Below are 17,722 nucleotides of genomic sequence, written 5' to 3'. Positions count from 1 at the left end.
TTTATCATCCAACTATGACCAGATGGTGATTTTAAATAGCCAGAGAGAGGATAAAACCTTTTTTAAAGTATGGTTTAATTGCACATAAACAAGGAGATATCTACAGTAGGTTATGCACCGATACTTATTACCAGTGCATAATGTTGCATAATGGTCAGGCGGGATTGGGGATATCGATAAAGATAACTTCAAATTGATGCTTGCTAGCCAACCATTCGCCTAACGCCTTGATGCCGTAACGCTCAGTGGCGTGATGCCCCGCAGCATAAAAATTCACGCCCATCTCCCGGGCAATATGAATTGTTTGCTCTGAAACTTCACCAGTGATAAATGCATCAACACCAAAATCAGCCGCTTGTTGGATAAAACCCTGCCCGCCGCCGGTACACCAGGCAAGACGACGCACATCTACTGGCGCTCGATCACCACAATGTAATACCTCACGGCCCAACAACTTTTCCAGCCGTTCACGTAAAATTACCGCATTTAACGGTGCATCAAACTCACCATAAGGTAAGAAAGATTCAATTTCACCCACCCCCCGAATACCCAGTAATTTAGCCAATTGCGCGTTATTGCCTAATTCAGGATGAGCATCCAGTGGCAAATGGTAGCCATACAAATTAATATCGTTGGTAAGCAATGTTTTCAGCCGGTTACGTTTCATTCCACGCACCACGACCGGTTCATTTTTCCAGAAATAACCGTGATGAACCAAAATAGCATCGGCCTGTTGCCCAACCGCAGCATCCAATAGTGCCTGGCTGGCGGTCACGCCGGTGACAATGCGCTTGATCTCTTCGCGCCCCTCAACTTGCAAACCATTGGGTGCATAGTCTTGAAAAGCCGAAATATTCAGTTGGTTATTGAGTAGAGTTTCCAGTTCGGTATTGCGCATTTCATCAGCCTCAAAAAATATAAATGGGTAGTTAAAAACGCTGGCTATCGCCTTGCTCCATCAGGATAAAATTAACCCCCATATCATTGCCTTGTTGCAACTCAGTGGCAATGGTTTTACGCACATCTTGCCCCTGTTTAAATGAAGGTTTTATATGACTGATAACCACCGGTAGCCCCTTTAATGGTTGGCCTTCACCGCTGTATTTCTCCAGATTTTTCAATTCCTTCAGCAACCACTTAGGCGTCATATGGCCGTACAACTTGCTATCAGCAACGTCATTGGGGAAAGAAACTTCGATTATCATCCCTTTCAATTGCTGCTGTTTAACCTTTTCGGCCAGGTTACGCCACACCGTATCCAGATTTTTCGACTTTTCCATCTCATCCGGGCCAGTATCACCAAAATAGGCAAATGACTGATTATTACTGCTGATCAATAACATAGCAGAGGGGGACTTATCATGGCTCAGTGGATACAATTCCCCCGTCAAACGGGTTAAGCCCAGGCTTAAAGGTTGATTTGGCCGCACCATCTGCATGCGATAGGTTCCCAGCCGGGTACCGCTGCCGCTGTCAGTAAAGTTAGGCCAGACACGCCAGTTAAAATAGTAGTTTCGCAATACATCAATCGTGTCTGCCGAGGCATAAAGGGTCTTTTTGCTGTCTTCCGGCGAACCGATAATCAGGCCGGAAACATGGTCAAGATGGGCATGACTAAGAAAATAGCTGTTGATGCGCTGGCGGAAGATATAACCCTGACGTGTCAGCGGGGCGGCGGTTTCATCGGTAATCTCGGGGAAAGCGCCCTTCTCCAGAGCTTTGGCAATACCCGGTAACACCGAACCGGCATCCAGAGCTAAATAGACCGGCTGGCTATCATCACGAATCAGATAAGATGTCAGATTGCCATCGCTGACACCCCCATCCACCCCCAGTGCCACCACCTCAAAACCGGCCGCTGCCAGCGAGCTATATAGGCTAAACGATAAAATCAGCCCGGCGTTAAGCACCATGTGGGTTATCTTATTGGTACATAACGTGGGTTTCGTTAAAACATGGGTTTTAGTTGAAACACAGAATTTAGTCGAAATATATGTCAAAAACATGCAGGCTCCTGGTGATTAGGGATCCTTGCGGCCATCCCGCTTAGCGGCTTCAAATGCCGCGAGTGTAGCCAATCTGGCCAGCTTATGATCCACCAGCGGTAGTGGGTAATCCAGATGTTGCTGTTGCCGCTGCGCCCAGCGCCATGGCTGATGGATATCACTGTCTGGCACCCTCGCCAGCTCAGGTAACCAACGGCGGATAAAAACGCCGCTCGGGTCAAAACGCTCGCCCTGGGTGGTGGGATTAAAAATACGAAAATAGGGTGCAGCATCAGTACCCGTGGAAGCAGCCCACTGCCAGCCGCCATTATTGGCAGCCAAATCCCCATCCAATAGCTGGGACATAAAATAGCGTTCGCCGTGTCGCCAATCGATCAACAGATCTTTAACCAGAAAACTGGCGCTGATCATCCGCAGGCGGTTATGCATCCAGCCGGTTTCATTCAACTGCCGCATAGCTGCATCAACAATAGGGTAACCTGTTTGCCCCTGCTGCCAGGCAAGCAGTTGCTGTTCTGAGTGATGCCATATTACGCCATCAGCCCAGTCAATAAAGGGACGATGCTGGCATAAACGCGGATAGGCCACTAACAAATGGCGATAAAATTCACGCCAGATCAACTCATTAAGCCAAGTAAAAGCACCACCGTCGGAGTTTTCCAGCAACGCGGGGCATTCTGCCAACAAGCGGTTAAAGCATTGACGGGGCGAAAGTATCCCCAACGCCAGATAAGGTGACAAACAACTGGTCCCTGCCACAGCGGGCAGATCACGTTGTTGCTGGTAGTCCTGAACCTGCTCGCGACAAAAACTGCGCAGGCGGTGTAATGCCGCCTCTTCGCCTGCCGGAAATAATTGGCTATCTACCGGTTGTTGCGGATAGTCAAACGGGAGCAGTGGTAATGGCATGGCAGCTACCACGTTATCGCGCGTTTTTGGCGCAGGGACACAGCGGCATTCACTCATCATTAAACGCTGAATAAAAGCGCGGCGAAACGGGGTAAATACTTTGTACATCTCATTATTACCCGTCAGGACACTGCCCGGCGGCAATAACACACTGTCATCGAAACGGTGACAGGTAATGGTGTGACCGGCTTCTTGCCGATGATTGAGCCGCGTCACTAGCGCCCCATCTCGCAGTTGTTCATTTAACTCATACTGTTGGTTATAAAATAGCGCATCCACTTGCTGCTGCTGACAAAAATCATCCAGCCAGATAATGGAATCCTGAAAATTATCACACTGATGATAGTGTAGCGGTATCGCCCGTATAGCCAGTGCGTGCTGTAACTGTTGTAGGTTTTGCAGCAGGAAGGTGGCCTGCCGGGGAGCCATATCATGTGCCGCCCATTGTGCCGGCGTGGCGATAAATAGCGCAATCACAGTGGCTTGTGGGTCCTGACAAGCGGCATGCAGCGCCAGATTATCCGTTACGCGTAAATCATTACGAAACCAGACCAGATGCGTCGCCATGCCTTATCCTTGTGCCGAGTAAAATGTAAAATAGCGTTGTCCGGCCAGATACTCATTCGGGAATTCAACCAAGTAAGCATTTATTTGGCCGATGGGGACACTCAAAGGCAACTCACCTACCCGATACTGCTCGATAAGCTGTGCCAATGCCTGACGTTGTGTTGACGTAAGGTAAGGCCGAAAATAGCCCTGTACATGCATTAATACGTTGGTGTGATTGGCGGACGTTGGCTGATGAGACAACAAATGCAGTAAACGCTGGCGATACTCATCAGCAAACTCAATTAATGATGACCATCTATCCATTGAGGCAATAAAAGGACCGATTTCGCGGTATTCAGGCTGCGAATGCGCCAACAGCACTAACTTATAGCGGCTATGAAAATCCATCAATTGGCCACGCGTTATGCCTGCTGCATATAACGCATCAAGCTCGTCTCGCGCATGGCAGTACTCAATACTGTGGGTTACCTGATTACTCTCCAGCATTCTATTCTCCCTTAGCTTTGGCAGCTTTTCTCATCACAGCATAACAGTTGTTGCCCGAGAACCACGCTATTGCTTGATACCTTTATATCTGGGGCAGATATCGCAGGCAGTAAAAAGCCCGCGAGTGTTAACCCACGGGCCATTAATTTTACGCCGTTTTTATCTGCGAGCAGCTTACTGATTTATCTCAGTAAAAATCCTGTATTGCCGATTCAGACTGTGCCAACCACACCGGCTTATCACTGGTTTTAGCCCAAACACGGTGCAGGTAACTGTAAAAACGGGCACGGTCTTTGCGGAAAAGCATCACCGGCAGTGCCAGTAAACCGACCAGAATCACTGCGCTCCGGCGCAAGAGAACCTGATGCAATGGGTATGCGTTGTACATGGTCATAACGATCCTCCTTTAAAACGCCTTTGTGTAACAGCCAACTCGGTTAAACAGAGAGTCGATTTACAACTTGGCGTTGAAAATAAAATAAACAAAATTGGAAACTGGACAAAATTTTACCGTATCGGTTGAAATTTTACCACTCATCCGACCACTCAATTGCATCAAAAGCCGAAATAAATTGTCAATTCTGTAATTTTGTTACAGTAAGGTTAGTTTAAAACCAATTATTGGTTACATTACAGTTATGTACTCTTTAGTAATTGGCAAATTATATGTATTGACTTAGTGCCTAACCCTTCAAGGGCCAGAATTGGCGATACTGCGCTGCCACTGGTTAATTTACACCCATTTCATGTCTGTTTTTTGACCGTTTTTATACTTTTTTTACACCTCACGGCCATTTTTTATCAGGAACTTTTCGCCCGACTTCATAAGCTGTTGTTATCAAAAATAAGCGTTGTGGAGGTGTATCGTGAGTTTCAGCATCATTAGTGGTGCGCTGTTGGTCCTACTGCTTCTTGGCTATCTGGTTTATGCCTTGTTTAATGCGGAGGATTTTTAAATGGCAGCGTCAGGATTTCTGCTTATCGCCAGCTTCATGCTGGTGTTGTTGGTGCTGTCCCGCCCGTTGGGGAGCTTTTTGGCTCGCATAATCGAAGGCGAACCCTTTGCGCCATTGCGCCAAGTCGAGGCCGGTTTATGGCGTTGTAGCGGTGTAAAAAATGAAGAGATGAACGGCTGGCAATATGCGCTCGCCATTCTCTGCTTTAACTTACTGGGTATTGCCTTGCTGTTCACGCTGTTGATGGCGCAAGGTTCGTTACCGCTAAATCCTGAACACATGCCGGGTATGTCATGGCATCTGGCCTTAAATACCGCGGTCAGCTTTGTCACTAACACCAACTGGCAAGCCTATAGCGGCGAAAACACCCTCAGTTATCTCAGTCAAATGGCCGGTCTGACGGTACAAAACTTCCTCTCTGCCGCAACCGGCATTGCCGTCGCTTTTGCTCTGATCCGTGCCTTTGCCCGCCATTCGGCCCACACATTGGGAAATGCCTGGGTCGATCTGGTGCGCATCACCTTATATGTGTTGCTGCCGATTGCGCTGATTATCGCACTAATTTTCGTCAGTCAGGGGGTATTACAAAACCTGGATGGCTACCTGCATATCACCACCCTTGAAGGGGTAAAACAGACCCTACCAATGGGGCCGGTAGCCTCGCAGGAAGCCATAAAAATGTTGGGGACCAACGGCGGCGGTTTCTTTGGCGCTAACTCCGCACATCCATTTGAAAACCCAACTGCTTTTAGTAACTTTGTGCAGATGCTGGCGATTTTCCTCATACCCTGTTCACTCTGTTTTGCCTTCGGTCAGGTGGTGGGTGATAGCCGTCAGGGCCATGCGCTGATCTGGGCTATGTCACTGATTTTTGTGGTGGCCGTAGTCGTGGTGATGTATGCAGAACTGGCCGGTAACCCGCACTTAACTCAGTTAGGTGCCGACAGCAATATCAATATGGAAGGTAAAGAATCCCGCTTCGGCATTCTGGCAACCAGTATGTATGCCGTGGTCACTACCGCAGCCTCTTGTGGGGCCGTTAACGCCATGCATGACTCCTTTACCGCCTTAGGTGGCATGGTACCGATGTGGTTAATGCAGATTGGCGAGGTGGTGTTTGGTGGGGTCGGTTCTGGGTTATACGGCATGCTGCTATTCGTGCTGCTGACCGTCTTTATTGCCGGGTTGATGATTGGTCGTACCCCTGAATATCTTGGCAAGAAAATTGACGTATTTGATATGAAAATGACCGCGCTGGCCATTCTGGTCACCCCGGCTATCGTGCTGCTGGGTACCGCACTGGCACTCTGCACTGATGCCGGGCGGGCGGGGATTCTTAACCCCGGTGCGCATGGTTTTAGCGAAGTTCTCTACGCCCTCTCCTCTGCGGCCAACAATAACGGCAGCGCCTTTGCTGGCCTGAGTGTCAATACACCGTTTTATAACCTGCTGCTGGCCGCCGCCATGTTCTTCGGCCGCTTTGGCGTGATTCTGCCGGTATTGGCCATTGCCAGCTCATTGGTGGCGAAGAAGCGGCAACCCGCGGGTAATGGCACGCTGCCAACCGCTGGACCACTATTTATCGGTTTGCTGGTAGGTACGGTGCTGTTGGTCGGCGCATTGACCTTTATCCCAGCGCTGGCCTTAGGTCCGGTTGCTGAGCATCTGCAAGTTTGGTTAGCACATTGATGAGAGAACTACTATGACACGCAAACAACGCGCGATTTTTGAGCCAGCACTGGTTCGTACTGCGCTTATTGATGCCGTGAAGAAACTGGACCCACGCGTCCAATGGCGTAACCCAGTGATGTTCGTGGTCTATCTGGGGAGTTGGCTGACCACTCTGATTTGGCTGGCGATATTAAGCGGCCAAACCACCGGTAGTGCCATGTTTACCGGCAATGTGGCTCTGTGGCTGTGGTTTACCGTGCTGTTTGCCAACTTCGCCGAAGCTTTGGCCGAGGGGCGCAGTAAAGCACAGGCAGAAAGTCTGCGTGGGGTGAAAAAAACCAGTTGGGCCAAAAAACTGTCAGAAGCCCGCTTTGATGCGCCACAGGAGAAAGTCTCCGCCGATAGCTTGCGCAAAGGCGATGTGGTGTTAATTGAAGCTGGCGATACCGTACCCTGTGACGGCGAAGTGCTGGAAGGTGGTGCATCCGTTGATGAAAGCGCCATTACCGGCGAATCTGCTCCGGTTATCCGTGAATCCGGTGGTGACTTCTCTTCCGTGACCGGTGGTACCCGCGTGCTGTCCGACTGGTTGGTAGTTGAGTGCAGCGTTAACCCCGGCGAAACCTTCCTTGACCGGATGATCGCCATGGTTGAAGGCGCGAAACGGCGTAAAACCCCTAACGAAGTGGCGTTGACCATTTTGCTGGTGGCTCTGACCATTGTCTTCTTACTGGCGACGGCGACACTCTATCCGTTCTCGGTGTTCAGTGTTGAGGCCAATCATGCCGGTTCACCGGTGACAATTACGGTACTGGTGGCGCTGCTGGTTTGTCTGATCCCAACCACCATCGGTGGCCTGCTATCAGCCATCGGGGTTGCCGGGATGAGCCGGATGCTGGGCGCTAACGTGATTGCCACCAGCGGGCGCGCGGTGGAAGCTGCCGGTGACGTTGATGTGCTGTTGTTGGATAAAACCGGCACTATCACACTGGGTAACCGCCAGGCGTCTGAGTTTTTACCTGCACCGGGTGTCACCGAGCAACAACTGGCCGATGCCGCGCAACTCTCTTCTTTGGCGGATGAAACGCCAGAAGGCCGCAGTATCGTGGTGTTAGCGAAACAGCGCTTTAACCTGCGCGAACGTGACTTGCACAGTCTGAATGCCACCTTTGTGCCTTTCTCGGCACAAACACGGATGAGTGGTGTGAACGTGCAGGACAGAATGATCCGTAAAGGTGCTGTGGATGCTATTCGCCGCCATGTCGAGTCCAATCAGGGCCATTTCCCGCGGGCAGTGGAAGACGCGGTGGAAAGTGTCGCCCGCACCGGTGGTACGCCACTGGTAGTGGCCGATGGGCCACGGGTGCTGGGTGTAGTGGCGTTGAAAGATATCGTCAAAGGTGGCATCAAAGAACGTTTTGCCGAGTTGCGCAAAATGGGCATCAAAACAGTGATGATCACCGGAGATAACCGCCTGACAGCAGCCGCCATTGCCGCCGAAGCGGGTGTGGATGATTTTCTGGCGGAAGCCACGCCAGAGGCCAAACTGGCATTGATTCGCCAGTATCAGGCCGAAGGCCGATTGGTGGCAATGACCGGTGACGGTACCAACGACGCCCCGGCACTGGCGCAGGCTGACGTCGCCGTGGCGATGAACTCGGGAACACAAGCGGCGAAAGAAGCTGGCAACATGGTGGATTTGGATTCTAACCCAACCAAGTTAATTGAGGTGGTGCATATCGGTAAACAGATGCTGATGACCCGTGGCTCGCTGACCACCTTCAGTATCGCCAACGACGTTGCTAAATATTTCGCCATTATCCCGGCTGCATTTGCAGCTACCTATCCGCAGCTTAATGCCCTGAATGTCATGCAGTTGCACTCCCCGGCGTCGGCCATACTGTCGGCGGTTATTTTTAACGCGCTGGTGATTATGTTCCTGATCCCGTTGGCACTGAAAGGGGTGAGTTACAAGGCGATGAGTGCAGCGGCGCTGCTGCGTCGTAACTTGTGGATCTATGGGCTGGGTGGCCTATTGGTGCCGTTTGTCGGTATCAAACTGATCGATCTGGTACTGACCGCCCTAATGATGGGCTGAAAACTCAGTAATTAATGTTTGCAATGGCCACGGCGTGTTTTGCTGGTGGCCGCTATTAAGACCGAATAGAGAGGCAATATCCATGTCATACCTGCGACCTTCATTGGTTCTACTGATATTACTGACACTTATCACCGGGATAGCTTATCCTCTGCTGACTACCGGATTGGCAAAATTGATGTTTGCCGAGCAAGCGCGTGGTTCACTGGCGATGCTGGGTGATGAAGTTGTCGGTTCTACCTTGCTAGGCCAAAACTTTACTCAGCCAGGCTATTTTGCCGGCCGCCCATCGGTAACAGCAGATATGCCTTATAATCCAATGGCCTCTGGTGGGAGTAATCTGTCCATCAGCAATCCCGCACTGGATCAGGTTATCAGTGAGCGAGTAACATTACTGCGTCAGGCTAACCCGACACAAACTGGCCCAGTCCCGGTTGATTTGGTGACAGCATCAGGCAGTGGTCTGGATCCCAGTATTTCACTGGAAGCGGCCTATTATCAGGCTCCCCGCATCGCCAGCGTGCGCCAGATGCCATTGTCTGAAGTGAAGCAGTTGATTGATAGTAGTGTGCAAAAAGCGACACCGAACTTCTTCGGTGAATCAGTGGTGAATGTGCTGAATCTGAATATGGCGTTGGATGCCCAAAGCCCGGTAAAAGTACCGATCAACCCGGCAAAATCTTAAGGACATAACATGGTGGATGCAGAACCAACCCGCCCCGACCCCGACAGCCTGCTCGCAGCAGCCAATGAGAAGACCCGTGGCCGGCTGAAAGTGTTTTTCGGGGCCTGCGCGGGGGTGGGCAAAACTTACGCCATGCTGCAAGAGGCTCAGCGCCTGCGGACTCAAGGGTTGGATGTATTGGTTGGTGTGGTGGAAACACACGGGCGTAGCGAAACCGCAGCGCTGCTCGAAGGGCTGACCATCCTACCGCAAAAGCGAATTCATCACCGCAATCGTCAGGTACGTGAATTTGATTTGGATGCGGCCCTGGCACGCCACCCGGCCCTGATCCTGATGGATGAGCTGGCGCACAGTAATGCCTATGGCTCGCGCCATCCGAAACGCTGGCAGGATGTTGAAGAACTGCTGGATGCGGGCATTGATGTGCTGACCACCGTCAATGTACAGCATCTGGAAAGCCTGAATGATGTGGTCGGCGGCGTGACCGGTATCCGGGTGCGGGAAACCGTGCCCGACCATATGTTTGATGAAGCCACTGAAGTGGTTTTGGTCGACCTCCCCCCCGATGACCTGCGCCAGCGGCTGAATGAAGGTAAAGTCTATATTTCGGGTCAGGCGGAGCGAGCCATCGAGCACTTCTTCCGTAAGGGCAATTTAATCGCCCTGCGCGAACTGGCACTGCGCCGTACCGCGGATCGGGTTGATGATCAGATGCGTGCTTTCCGTGACACTCAGGGGCGCGAACGTGTCTGGCATACCCGTGATGCCATCTTATTGTGTATTGGTCATAACAGCGGTAACGAAAAACTGGTCCGAACCGCTGCCCGGCTGGCAGCCCGATTGGGGTGTATCTGGCATGCAGTCTATGTGGAAACACCCCGTCTGCATGGCCTGCCAGAAGCGAAGCGCCGGGCCATTTTACGCACACTAAAATTGGCGCAAGAGTTAGGAGCAGAAACTGCTACGCTGTCAGAACCCCGTGAAGAACAGGCCATCCTGCGTTACGCCCGAGAACATAATCTGGGGAAAATCATCATTGGTCGCCGCACGGAAAAACAGTGGAAACTGCGTGGTAGCTTTGCAGATCGCTTGGGCAAGCTGGGGCCAGATCTGGATTTGGTGATTATTGCACTGGAGGGCGATACCCCCCCCAGTGTGGTGAAAGAGAGTGATTCTCGTACCTTTACTGAAAAGTGGCGGATGCAACTGCGTGGCTGTGCGGCAGCCATCGGCTTGTGTGCCCTGATTACGGTGTTATCGCAGTGGCTCATCCCCGGTTTCGATCAAGCCAACCTGGTGATGGTCTACTTACTGGGTGTTGTGATTATTGCACTGTTCTATGGCCGCTGGCCGTCAGTCTTGGCGGCAGTGATTAATGTCGCCAGTTTCGATCTGTTTTTTGTTCAACCACATTGGTCACTGGCGGTCACTGATGTGCAGTATCTGGTGACGTTTGGCGTGATGCTGATTGTCGGTATCGTGGTGGGTAATCTTACCGCCGGGGTGCGCTATCAAGCCAGAATTGCCCGTTATCGCGAGCAGCGCGCCAGACATTTGTATGAGATGTCGCGCGGATTAAGCCGTGCCCTAACGCCTGCGGATATTGTCAAAACCAGTCGTCATTTTCTCTCCAGCAGTTTTCAAGCGAAAACTGACCTGTTACTGCCACAAGAAGATGGACGCTTGCAGCAAGTCGCCACTGACGAAGGCGGCGCACTTTCTGTTGATGTGGCTATTGCCCGCTGGAGTTTTGACAAAGGCGCACCAGCAGGTGCCGGTACCGACACCCTGCCCGGTGTCCCCTATCAGTTATTACCGTTGACCGCCTCCAGGCAAACTTTTGGCGTGCTGGCAATCGAACCTGCTAACCTGCGCCAATTAATGGTGCCGGAGCAGCAGCGCTTGCTGCAAACCTTTACCAGTCTGATCGCCAATGCTCTGGAAAGGCTACATCTGGCCCGCAGTGCCGAATTGGCAAAACTGGATGCCGAACGCGAGCAACTGCGTAACTCACTGCTGGCGGCACTATCTCATGATTTACGTACCCCATTGACGGTGCTATTCGGTCAGGCCGAAATTTTGACGCTGGATCTGGCAGCGGAAGGTTCACGCCATGCGCCGCAAGCCAATCAAATCCGCCAACAAGTGCTGAGTACCACCCGACTGGTGAATAACTTATTGGATATGGCGCGTATTCAATCGGGTGGGTTTAATCTACGTAAAGAGTGGCAATCACTGGAAGAGATCGTGGGTAGCGCCCTGCATATGCTAGAAACCGCCCTCAATCATCATCACATCAACGTCGAGTTACCGGATGAAATGGTGTTGATCAACTGTGACGGCAGCTTACTGGAACGGGTGTTTATCAATTTGTTGGAAAATGCGCATAAATATGCCGGTCAGGGGGCATTGCTGGGGATTCGGGCCGCAGTACAAGGTGAGTGGCTAAATGTAGAAGTATGGGATAATGGCCCAGGAGTGACCCTTGGGCAAGAACAGCTAATCTTTGATAAATTCTCCCGAGGCAACAAAGAGTCAGCCATTCCCGGTGTCGGTTTGGGTTTAGCCATTTGTCGTGCCATTATTGATGTACACGGTGGGCGCATCTGGGTTGAGAACAATAAAGATGGCGGTGCTAGCTTCCGCTTCACGCTACCACTAGAGCGCGCGCCAGATATTGATGGTGAAAACATTGATAGTGAAAACATTGATAGTGAACACCTTGATGCTGAAAAATGATATACCCTAAATAATTCGTGTTGCAGGAAGGCGGCAACTGAGTAAGTCCCCGGGAGCTTACATAAGTCAGTGACCGGGGCCGCTGCAAGCAGCTTGAAGTATGACGGGTATGAGGAGAAGTGACTATATCCCCGACTAACATTCTAATCGTAGAAGATGAAAAAGAGATCCGGCGCTTTGTTCGTATTGCGCTGGAGAGTGAGGGCTGGCGAGTATTCGAGAGTGATACCTTGCAACGGGGGCTAATTGAAGCCGGTACCCGCAAACCGGACCTGATTATTTTGGATCTGGGGTTACCAGACGGCGATGGGCTGACTTATATTCAAGACCTGCGCCAGTGGAGTGCCATTCCTATTATCGTCTTATCGGCTCGTAACAATGAAGAAGATAAAGTGGCCGCGTTGGATGCCGGAGCCGATGACTACCTAAGCAAACCATTTGGAATCAGTGAGTTATTGGCTAGAGTGCGGGTTGCTTTGCGCCGCCATAGCGGTGGTAGTCAGGAAAGCCCGCTGGTGGGCTTTGCCGATATCAGCGTTGATCTGATTAATCGTCAGGTTACCCGTGCCGGCGAAAATCTGCACCTGACACCGATTGAGTTTCGCCTGCTCTCTGCATTGTTGGCGAATGCCGGTAAAGTCATTACCCAGCGCCAGTTATTAAGCCAAGTCTGGGGGCCAAATTATGTCGAACACAGCCACTATCTGCGTATTTATATGGGCCATTTACGGCAGAAATTAGAAACAGACCCGACCCGCCCTAAGCATTTGCTAACTGAAACCGGCGTCGGCTATCGCTTTATCCCGTAACATCTTGTGTGATATAAAAATTTACATTGATACTAGGAAAATAGCTGTCAGCGGCGTAGCATCAAACTTTTAAATGCTAATAGGTCTTATTATTCATGAGTACTTGGTTGATTTACGCCCTGTTATCTGCCTTCACTGCCTCTCTGGTCGCTATCTTCGGTAAAATCGGCTTGCAGCAGTTGGATGCCAATACTGCGACCGCCGTTCGTGCTGTCGTGATGGCGCTGTTCCTGGTCGGCGTGGTGCTAGCTCAAGGGAAATTCAATCTGATCGGTGGGGTATTGGCAGATAAAAAAGCCCTGCTATTCATTATTCTCAGTGGTGTTGCAGGTGCGTTATCCTGGCTGTTTTACTTTATGGCTATCAAGCATGGCAATGTCTCTCAAGTGGCCCCGATTGATAAACTCAGTGTAGTTTTTGCGGTGATTCTGGCGGTTATCCTGTTTGGTGAAAAAATCTCGCTGGTGGCGAGTTTGGGCGTCGCACTGATTACCGCCGGTGCTTTGCTGGTGGCATTGGGGTAATAACACATTCACCAAATCAATAACAAAGACCTCATTATAATTCATAACCTTATTATTAATTAAATGACAATAAATAATGAAATTAAGCTTCATTTAAAATAATGTTGATTGCTAATATAAAAAAGCATTATCACATTATATTTCAAATGAAAGGATATTAAATGAGCATTAACCAGGAACAACAAAGACCAGTAAAAAAAAGCACAATCGACTGCACAGGTAATTTAATAATAAATGACACTATGAATTCTATTGCACTGAGAGATGAACTGTCCGACAGAATCTTCTTTCGGTATTCAGGCTCAAACCTTACCGTTATTTTTTCAGACCAAAATAAAAATAAATACGAATATAAAACCTATAAAAAAATTATTGAAAACGGTGAGCTGAAGATTAAATCTATTATTTTCTATACTAATGACAAACAGAGAAAAGAACTATTCCTATCCAATGCCAAACAACCTCATAACTTTTATGATTCACGTAAGTACCTCTATATTCATAGAGAAGATCTTGTTGAATATCCTGCCGATGAACTGTTAACCATAGGATACTCAGGGAAACAGGCTGAAACCGTGACACTTAAAAAGTCGGACAAATATTTCACGGGTAAACACAGACTAAGAAATGGCGTTATCACCGAGCCTGGCGGCGGTGATAAAACCATTATCGGTGGTAAAAAAAATGATAACCTTGCTGGTGCCGATGGTAATGATTACATAGAGGGTAAAGAGGGTAATGACGCGCTGTTTGGCTGGGAGGGTCATGATACATTAATTGGAGGTAACGGTGATGACGGCTTATATGGCGGTGCCGGCAGCGATATCCTGGTGGGTGGAGAAGGTAATGACAGTTTAAATGGTGATTTAAATTACCATGATGTTAGCCAACTTGAGTCAGAACAAAGAGCGCAATCCCGCCGCGCGCTCGGAGATGATCAACTCTATGGTGGCAAGGGGAACGATCGCCTTCAAGGTGGTAAGGGAAATGACTATTTAGCCGGTGGCGAGGGAAATGACCTCTATGTTTTCGCCGCTAACGACGGTATAAATATGATAGTAGAATATGCAGGTGAAGAAGATACTATCGCTTTGATGGATCATAAATTTGAAGAGTTAAAGTTCAATCGTTATGGTGATCACTTAGTCATCAGCAGCCGCAATGAGGGTGATGACCTTACTATCGTCGTTCGTAACCAATTTACTCCTGATGGCTATAAAGTAAAATATTTGCATACAAAATCAAATGCCATGCTTATGCAAAATAACTCAGCGGAAATACTTCACAATCTAGTGATCAATAATCCTGAAACGTATAATGAAAAATTAAGCCAACTGAATAATGACTTGGCTGTAGATTTTCGTACTCATATCAGTTTTAAATTATCTGAGATATTTAACAGAAACATGCCTGATAGTGAAAAATTATATAATACAACCCTCAGCCAAGTTCTTATAGATAAAAACAATCAGATTAACTATGATTTAGAGTATAATTTTGACTACGATTACGCTAACGGTGGTGGTGGTGCATTACCCAGTATTGGGATGATCATTGATGCCCTATCGTCCTTCGCACCCAAAGAGGCGGCTCCGCTAGAACGATCTATATCAAAGGAAAATATATCCACCCAAAGTTTAGCTCAGGGGCTATTCGCCACTAACGTTAGAGTACCATGTTGTAATCACTAACTGACTTTCGTTATCAATGATAAAAAGCCAGAACCTAATAACAACCTCCTGTTATTTGATTCTGGCCTGATACTCTTAATCAGCGGTTTATTTAGCCCCTGCCAGTACATCACTGACAATATCTACGGCTTCCTGCTCTATCTTTTCACGATGCTCTGGGCTGATAAAACTTTCACAGTAAATTTTATAAGCGTCTTCAGTACCGGATGGACGCGCCGCAAACCAGCCGTTATCCGTCATCACTTTCAGGCCGCCAATGGATGCACCATTGCCTGGCGCGGTGGTTAAACGGGCAGTAATAGGATCACCCGCCAACATGTTGGCTGTTACCATCTCAGGTGACAGTTTAGACAACGCGTTTTTCTGCGCCTGAGTCGCCGGAGCCTGAATACGGTTATAGCTCGGTGCGCCAAAGCGTTTAGCTAAATCATCATAGTGATGCTGTGGATTTTTACCGGTAACTGCTGTGATTTCTGCCGCCAGCAAACACATGATAATACCGTCTTTATCAGTAGACCACGGCGTGCCATCGAAGCGCAGGAAGGAGGCCCCAGCACTCTCTTCACCGCCAAAACCAAAGCTACCGTCGTGCAAACCGTCAACAAACCATTTAAAGCCGACCGGGACTTCTACCAACTTACGGCCTAAATCAGCCACCACGCGATCAATCATCGCACTGGAGACCAGAGTTTTACCCACGGCCACCTCAGCGCCCCATTGCGGACGGTGCTGGAACAGGTAATTGATCGATACTGCAAGATAATGATTCGGATTCATCAACCCTGCCGGAGTCACAATACCATGGCGGTCATAATCGGGATCGTTAGCAAAAGCTAAATCAAATTTATCGCGTAACGCCAATAAGCCAGCCATGGCGGATTCTGACGAGCAATCCATCCGGATCACGCCATCATGGTCCAGATGCATAAAGCGGAAGGTCTGATCGATAGAATCATTAACCAGTGTTAGATCCAACTTATAGTGCTCACCAATACGTTGCCAATAAGCAATACCGGAGCCACCGAGAGGATCAACACCTAATTTCAAACCAGCACGTTGAATAGCCGGAATATCGACCACATCCACCAAGCCTGCAACATACGGCTGAATCAAATCTTGCTCACGCAGATGATTACCACGCCAGGCTTTATCCAGCGTTTGGCGTTTGATGCCCTCTAATTTCAGGCTGAGTAACTGATTAGCTCTTTTTTCAATTACCGAGGTCAGATTGGTATCGGCCGGGCCGCCATTCGGTGGGTTGTACTTGATGCCACCATCTTCAGGCGGATTGTGTGACGGTGTGATAACAATGCCGTCAGCCAAGGCTTTCCCCTGCACATTATGGCAGAGAATAGCATGTGAAATCGCCGGGGTTGGTGTAAAACCATTATCTTGCTGTACCACGACATCCACACCATTCGCCGTCAGCACTTCTAATACCGAGATAAATGCCGGTTCAGAGAGTGCATGGGTATCTTTACCCACATAACACGGGCCGCTAATGCCATGTTGATGACGAACTTCTGCGATCGCCTGAGCGATTGCCAAGATGTGTGCTTCGTTAAAACTGTGGCGTAATGAACTGCCACGATGGCCGGAGGTGCCAAATTTGACCGCATGGGCCGGATTTTCAGCATCTGGCTGCAATACATAATATTGTGACGTTAACTGCGCAACATTTATCAAATCGCTTTGCTGAGCGGGTTGCCCGGCACGAGGGTGATTGGCCACAGTCACTACTCCCTATATATCCCCTTCGCACTTGGAGCCGCAAGCTGCGTTCACTCACCCGAATCGCTTATTTGCGTAAGTTCATCGGGATTAGGAGCCTCTGATGAGGCTCACCCTGCGGGCCAGTGCAAGTGCTGTTCAACATGGTTTACAACCCATTTGTCGTTCGCTTGCTGCCTACCTGCAACTCCAATTTCTTTGGGTATCGGTTCAACGAAATTAAATAGTCCCGCACACTTTTTCGGTCAAATCCGGCGGGAACTGCATTGCCAGCATGAGATGTTGCACCATACTGCGTTTACGCTCGGTATTGGTATTGGTAATAACCCAGTATGGCGTACCTGGGACATGTTTGGGTTTGGTGTGCGTCCCGTTTTGCAACAATGTCTGTTGGTCACCCGCAAAATAAACCCGGGTGCGACCATGTAATGATTCAGTCGCCTCGGTAAACGCCTGTGCATCCAGCGTGTAAAGTGTGGATAACACCAACATAAAGCGGTTAACCGCCCTATTTTGCTCTGCATACTCATCGGACAACAGCAATTCACGCACTGCACGAACCCGATCTCGTGGTGCTGGAGCTGCCGCCGCTTTCACCGCATCAGTGCTGGCAGGGATACTGGGTACCGGCTGACCGGCCGTAAACTTCAGCATACGTCGTAAAATATCAGACGCGCTTTCGCCAATGTGCTGCGTATGGCTGGCAATATAGCGATAAAGTTCTTCGTCGAGTTCAATAGTTTTCATCTTTATCCAGTACGGGTTTCTACTTTCTTATACATATCTTAGGATTATAAAGTCAAAGTGCGCTGACGAGTACCTTTATAATGGCTTTATCGGGATAAAT

General features: G+C 49.4%; 15 protein-coding genes. 8 read left to right on the top strand and 7 right to left on the bottom strand.

What is annotated here, in order from left to right; translation table 11 throughout:
• Positions 1 to 154 precede the first annotated feature (154 nt).
• From Q2T71_RS05325 to Q2T71_RS05305, 5 genes are all read right to left on the bottom strand, one after another.
• Positions 155 to 898, bottom strand: coding sequence for a type 2 GTP cyclohydrolase I (locus tag Q2T71_RS05325; protein ID WP_372558354.1), 744 nt, complete (start codon positions 896 to 898; stop codon positions 155 to 157).
• Between the two features lie 31 nt (positions 899 to 929).
• Entirely contained in the window at positions 930 to 1,913 is a 984-nt protein-coding gene (locus Q2T71_RS05320) for an MBL fold metallo-hydrolase (protein ID WP_372559846.1), read from the bottom strand.
• Between the two features lie 108 nt (positions 1,914 to 2,021).
• Positions 2,022 to 3,482 (bottom strand): deoxyribodipyrimidine photo-lyase, encoded by a 1,461-nt coding sequence (phrB, locus tag Q2T71_RS05315; RefSeq protein ID WP_372558353.1) that lies wholly within the window; start codon positions 3,480 to 3,482, stop codon positions 2,022 to 2,024.
• Positions 3,483 to 3,485: 3 nt separating this feature from the next.
• The gene (locus Q2T71_RS05310) at positions 3,486 to 3,971 is read right to left on the bottom strand and encodes a YbgA family protein (RefSeq protein WP_372558352.1); all 486 of its coding nucleotides are present in this window, start codon (positions 3,969 to 3,971) and stop codon (positions 3,486 to 3,488) included.
• A gap of 187 nt (positions 3,972 to 4,158) precedes the next feature.
• Positions 4,159 to 4,365, bottom strand: a complete 207-nt coding sequence (locus Q2T71_RS05305; RefSeq protein ID WP_083159616.1) for a YbfA family protein — start codon at positions 4,363 to 4,365, stop codon at positions 4,159 to 4,161.
• Positions 4,366 to 4,837: 472 nt separating this feature from the next.
• Here Q2T71_RS05305 and Q2T71_RS05300 point away from each other — a divergent pair, with 472 nt between their 5' ends.
• The 8 genes from Q2T71_RS05300 to Q2T71_RS05265 all read left to right on the top strand — a co-directional run bounded on the left by Q2T71_RS05300 (position 4,838) and on the right by Q2T71_RS05265 (position 15,144).
• Complete coding sequence (locus Q2T71_RS05300; protein ID WP_032907040.1) at positions 4,838 to 4,927, top strand: K(+)-transporting ATPase subunit F; 90 nt, start codon at positions 4,838 to 4,840, stop codon at positions 4,925 to 4,927.
• The gene (gene kdpA / locus Q2T71_RS05295; protein ID WP_372558351.1) at positions 4,928 to 6,616 is read left to right on the top strand and encodes a potassium-transporting ATPase subunit KdpA; all 1,689 of its coding nucleotides are present in this window, start codon (positions 4,928 to 4,930) and stop codon (positions 6,614 to 6,616) included.
• Between the two features lie 13 nt (positions 6,617 to 6,629).
• A complete protein-coding gene (gene kdpB / locus Q2T71_RS05290; RefSeq protein ID WP_372558350.1) occupies positions 6,630 to 8,696 on the top strand; it encodes a potassium-transporting ATPase subunit KdpB in 2,067 nt (688 codons plus the stop codon).
• Between the two features lie 82 nt (positions 8,697 to 8,778).
• Positions 8,779 to 9,381 carry a potassium-transporting ATPase subunit KdpC gene (gene kdpC / locus Q2T71_RS05285; RefSeq protein WP_083159620.1) on the top strand — a complete coding sequence of 201 codons (603 nt, stop codon included), beginning with the start codon at positions 8,779 to 8,781 and terminating at the stop codon, positions 9,379 to 9,381.
• 9 nt (positions 9,382 to 9,390) lie between these two features.
• On the top strand, positions 9,391 to 12,120 hold the full coding sequence (kdpD, locus tag Q2T71_RS05280) for a two-component system sensor histidine kinase KdpD (RefSeq protein WP_372558349.1): 2,730 nt from the start codon (positions 9,391 to 9,393) through the stop codon (positions 12,118 to 12,120).
• Positions 12,121 to 12,239: 119 nt separating this feature from the next.
• Positions 12,240 to 12,929 carry a two-component system response regulator KdpE gene (gene kdpE, locus Q2T71_RS05275; protein WP_083159624.1) on the top strand — a complete coding sequence of 230 codons (690 nt, stop codon included), beginning with the start codon at positions 12,240 to 12,242 and terminating at the stop codon, positions 12,927 to 12,929.
• A gap of 95 nt (positions 12,930 to 13,024) precedes the next feature.
• Positions 13,025 to 13,453: an EamA family transporter gene (locus Q2T71_RS05270; protein WP_372558348.1), complete on the top strand. Its 429-nt coding sequence runs from the start codon at positions 13,025 to 13,027 to the stop codon at positions 13,451 to 13,453.
• A 161-nt stretch (positions 13,454 to 13,614) separates the two neighbouring features.
• Entirely contained in the window at positions 13,615 to 15,144 is a 1,530-nt protein-coding gene (locus tag Q2T71_RS05265) for a calcium-binding protein (RefSeq protein ID WP_372558347.1), read from the top strand.
• 87 nt (positions 15,145 to 15,231) lie between these two features.
• Here the strand turns inward: Q2T71_RS05265 and pgm are convergent, their stop codons facing one another.
• Complete coding sequence (gene pgm, locus Q2T71_RS05260; protein WP_372558346.1) at positions 15,232 to 16,875, bottom strand: phosphoglucomutase (alpha-D-glucose-1,6-bisphosphate-dependent); 1,644 nt, start codon at positions 16,873 to 16,875, stop codon at positions 15,232 to 15,234.
• A 219-nt stretch (positions 16,876 to 17,094) separates the two neighbouring features.
• Positions 17,095 to 17,622 carry a replication initiation negative regulator SeqA gene (seqA, locus tag Q2T71_RS05255; RefSeq protein WP_372558345.1) on the bottom strand — a complete coding sequence of 176 codons (528 nt, stop codon included), beginning with the start codon at positions 17,620 to 17,622 and terminating at the stop codon, positions 17,095 to 17,097.
• Positions 17,623 to 17,722: the final 100 nt, after the last annotated feature.

This window comes from Yersinia sp. 1652 StPb PI, assembly GCF_041538345.1.
GTDB lineage: Bacteria > Pseudomonadota > Gammaproteobacteria > Enterobacterales > Enterobacteriaceae > Yersinia > Yersinia enterocolitica_E.
The sequence above is the reverse complement of the archived record's forward strand: the minus strand, read 5'-3'. Positions and strand labels throughout refer to the sequence as shown.

Coding starts and splice junctions, on each gene's coding strand:
- kdpC (WP_083159620.1), top strand. CDS start 8,779: ATGTCATACCTGCGACCTTCATTGGTTCTACTGATATTACTGACACTT.
- Q2T71_RS05325 (WP_372558354.1), bottom strand. CDS start 898: ATGCGCAATACCGAACTGGAAACTCTACTCAATAACCAACTGAATATT.
- Q2T71_RS05305 (WP_083159616.1), bottom strand. CDS start 4,365: ATGACCATGTACAACGCATACCCATTGCATCAGGTTCTCTTGCGCCGG.
- kdpA (WP_372558351.1), top strand. CDS start 4,928: ATGGCAGCGTCAGGATTTCTGCTTATCGCCAGCTTCATGCTGGTGTTG.
- kdpB (WP_372558350.1), top strand. CDS start 6,630: ATGACACGCAAACAACGCGCGATTTTTGAGCCAGCACTGGTTCGTACT.
- seqA (WP_372558345.1), bottom strand. CDS start 17,622: ATGAAAACTATTGAACTCGACGAAGAACTTTATCGCTATATTGCCAGC.
- Q2T71_RS05265 (WP_372558347.1), top strand. CDS start 13,615: ATGAGCATTAACCAGGAACAACAAAGACCAGTAAAAAAAAGCACAATC.
- kdpD (WP_372558349.1), top strand. CDS start 9,391: ATGGTGGATGCAGAACCAACCCGCCCCGACCCCGACAGCCTGCTCGCA.
- phrB (WP_372558353.1), bottom strand. CDS start 3,482: ATGGCGACGCATCTGGTCTGGTTTCGTAATGATTTACGCGTAACGGAT.
- Q2T71_RS05270 (WP_372558348.1), top strand. CDS start 13,025: ATGAGTACTTGGTTGATTTACGCCCTGTTATCTGCCTTCACTGCCTCT.
- Q2T71_RS05320 (WP_372559846.1), bottom strand. CDS start 1,913: ATGGTGCTTAACGCCGGGCTGATTTTATCGTTTAGCCTATATAGCTCG.
- Q2T71_RS05310 (WP_372558352.1), bottom strand. CDS start 3,971: ATGCTGGAGAGTAATCAGGTAACCCACAGTATTGAGTACTGCCATGCG.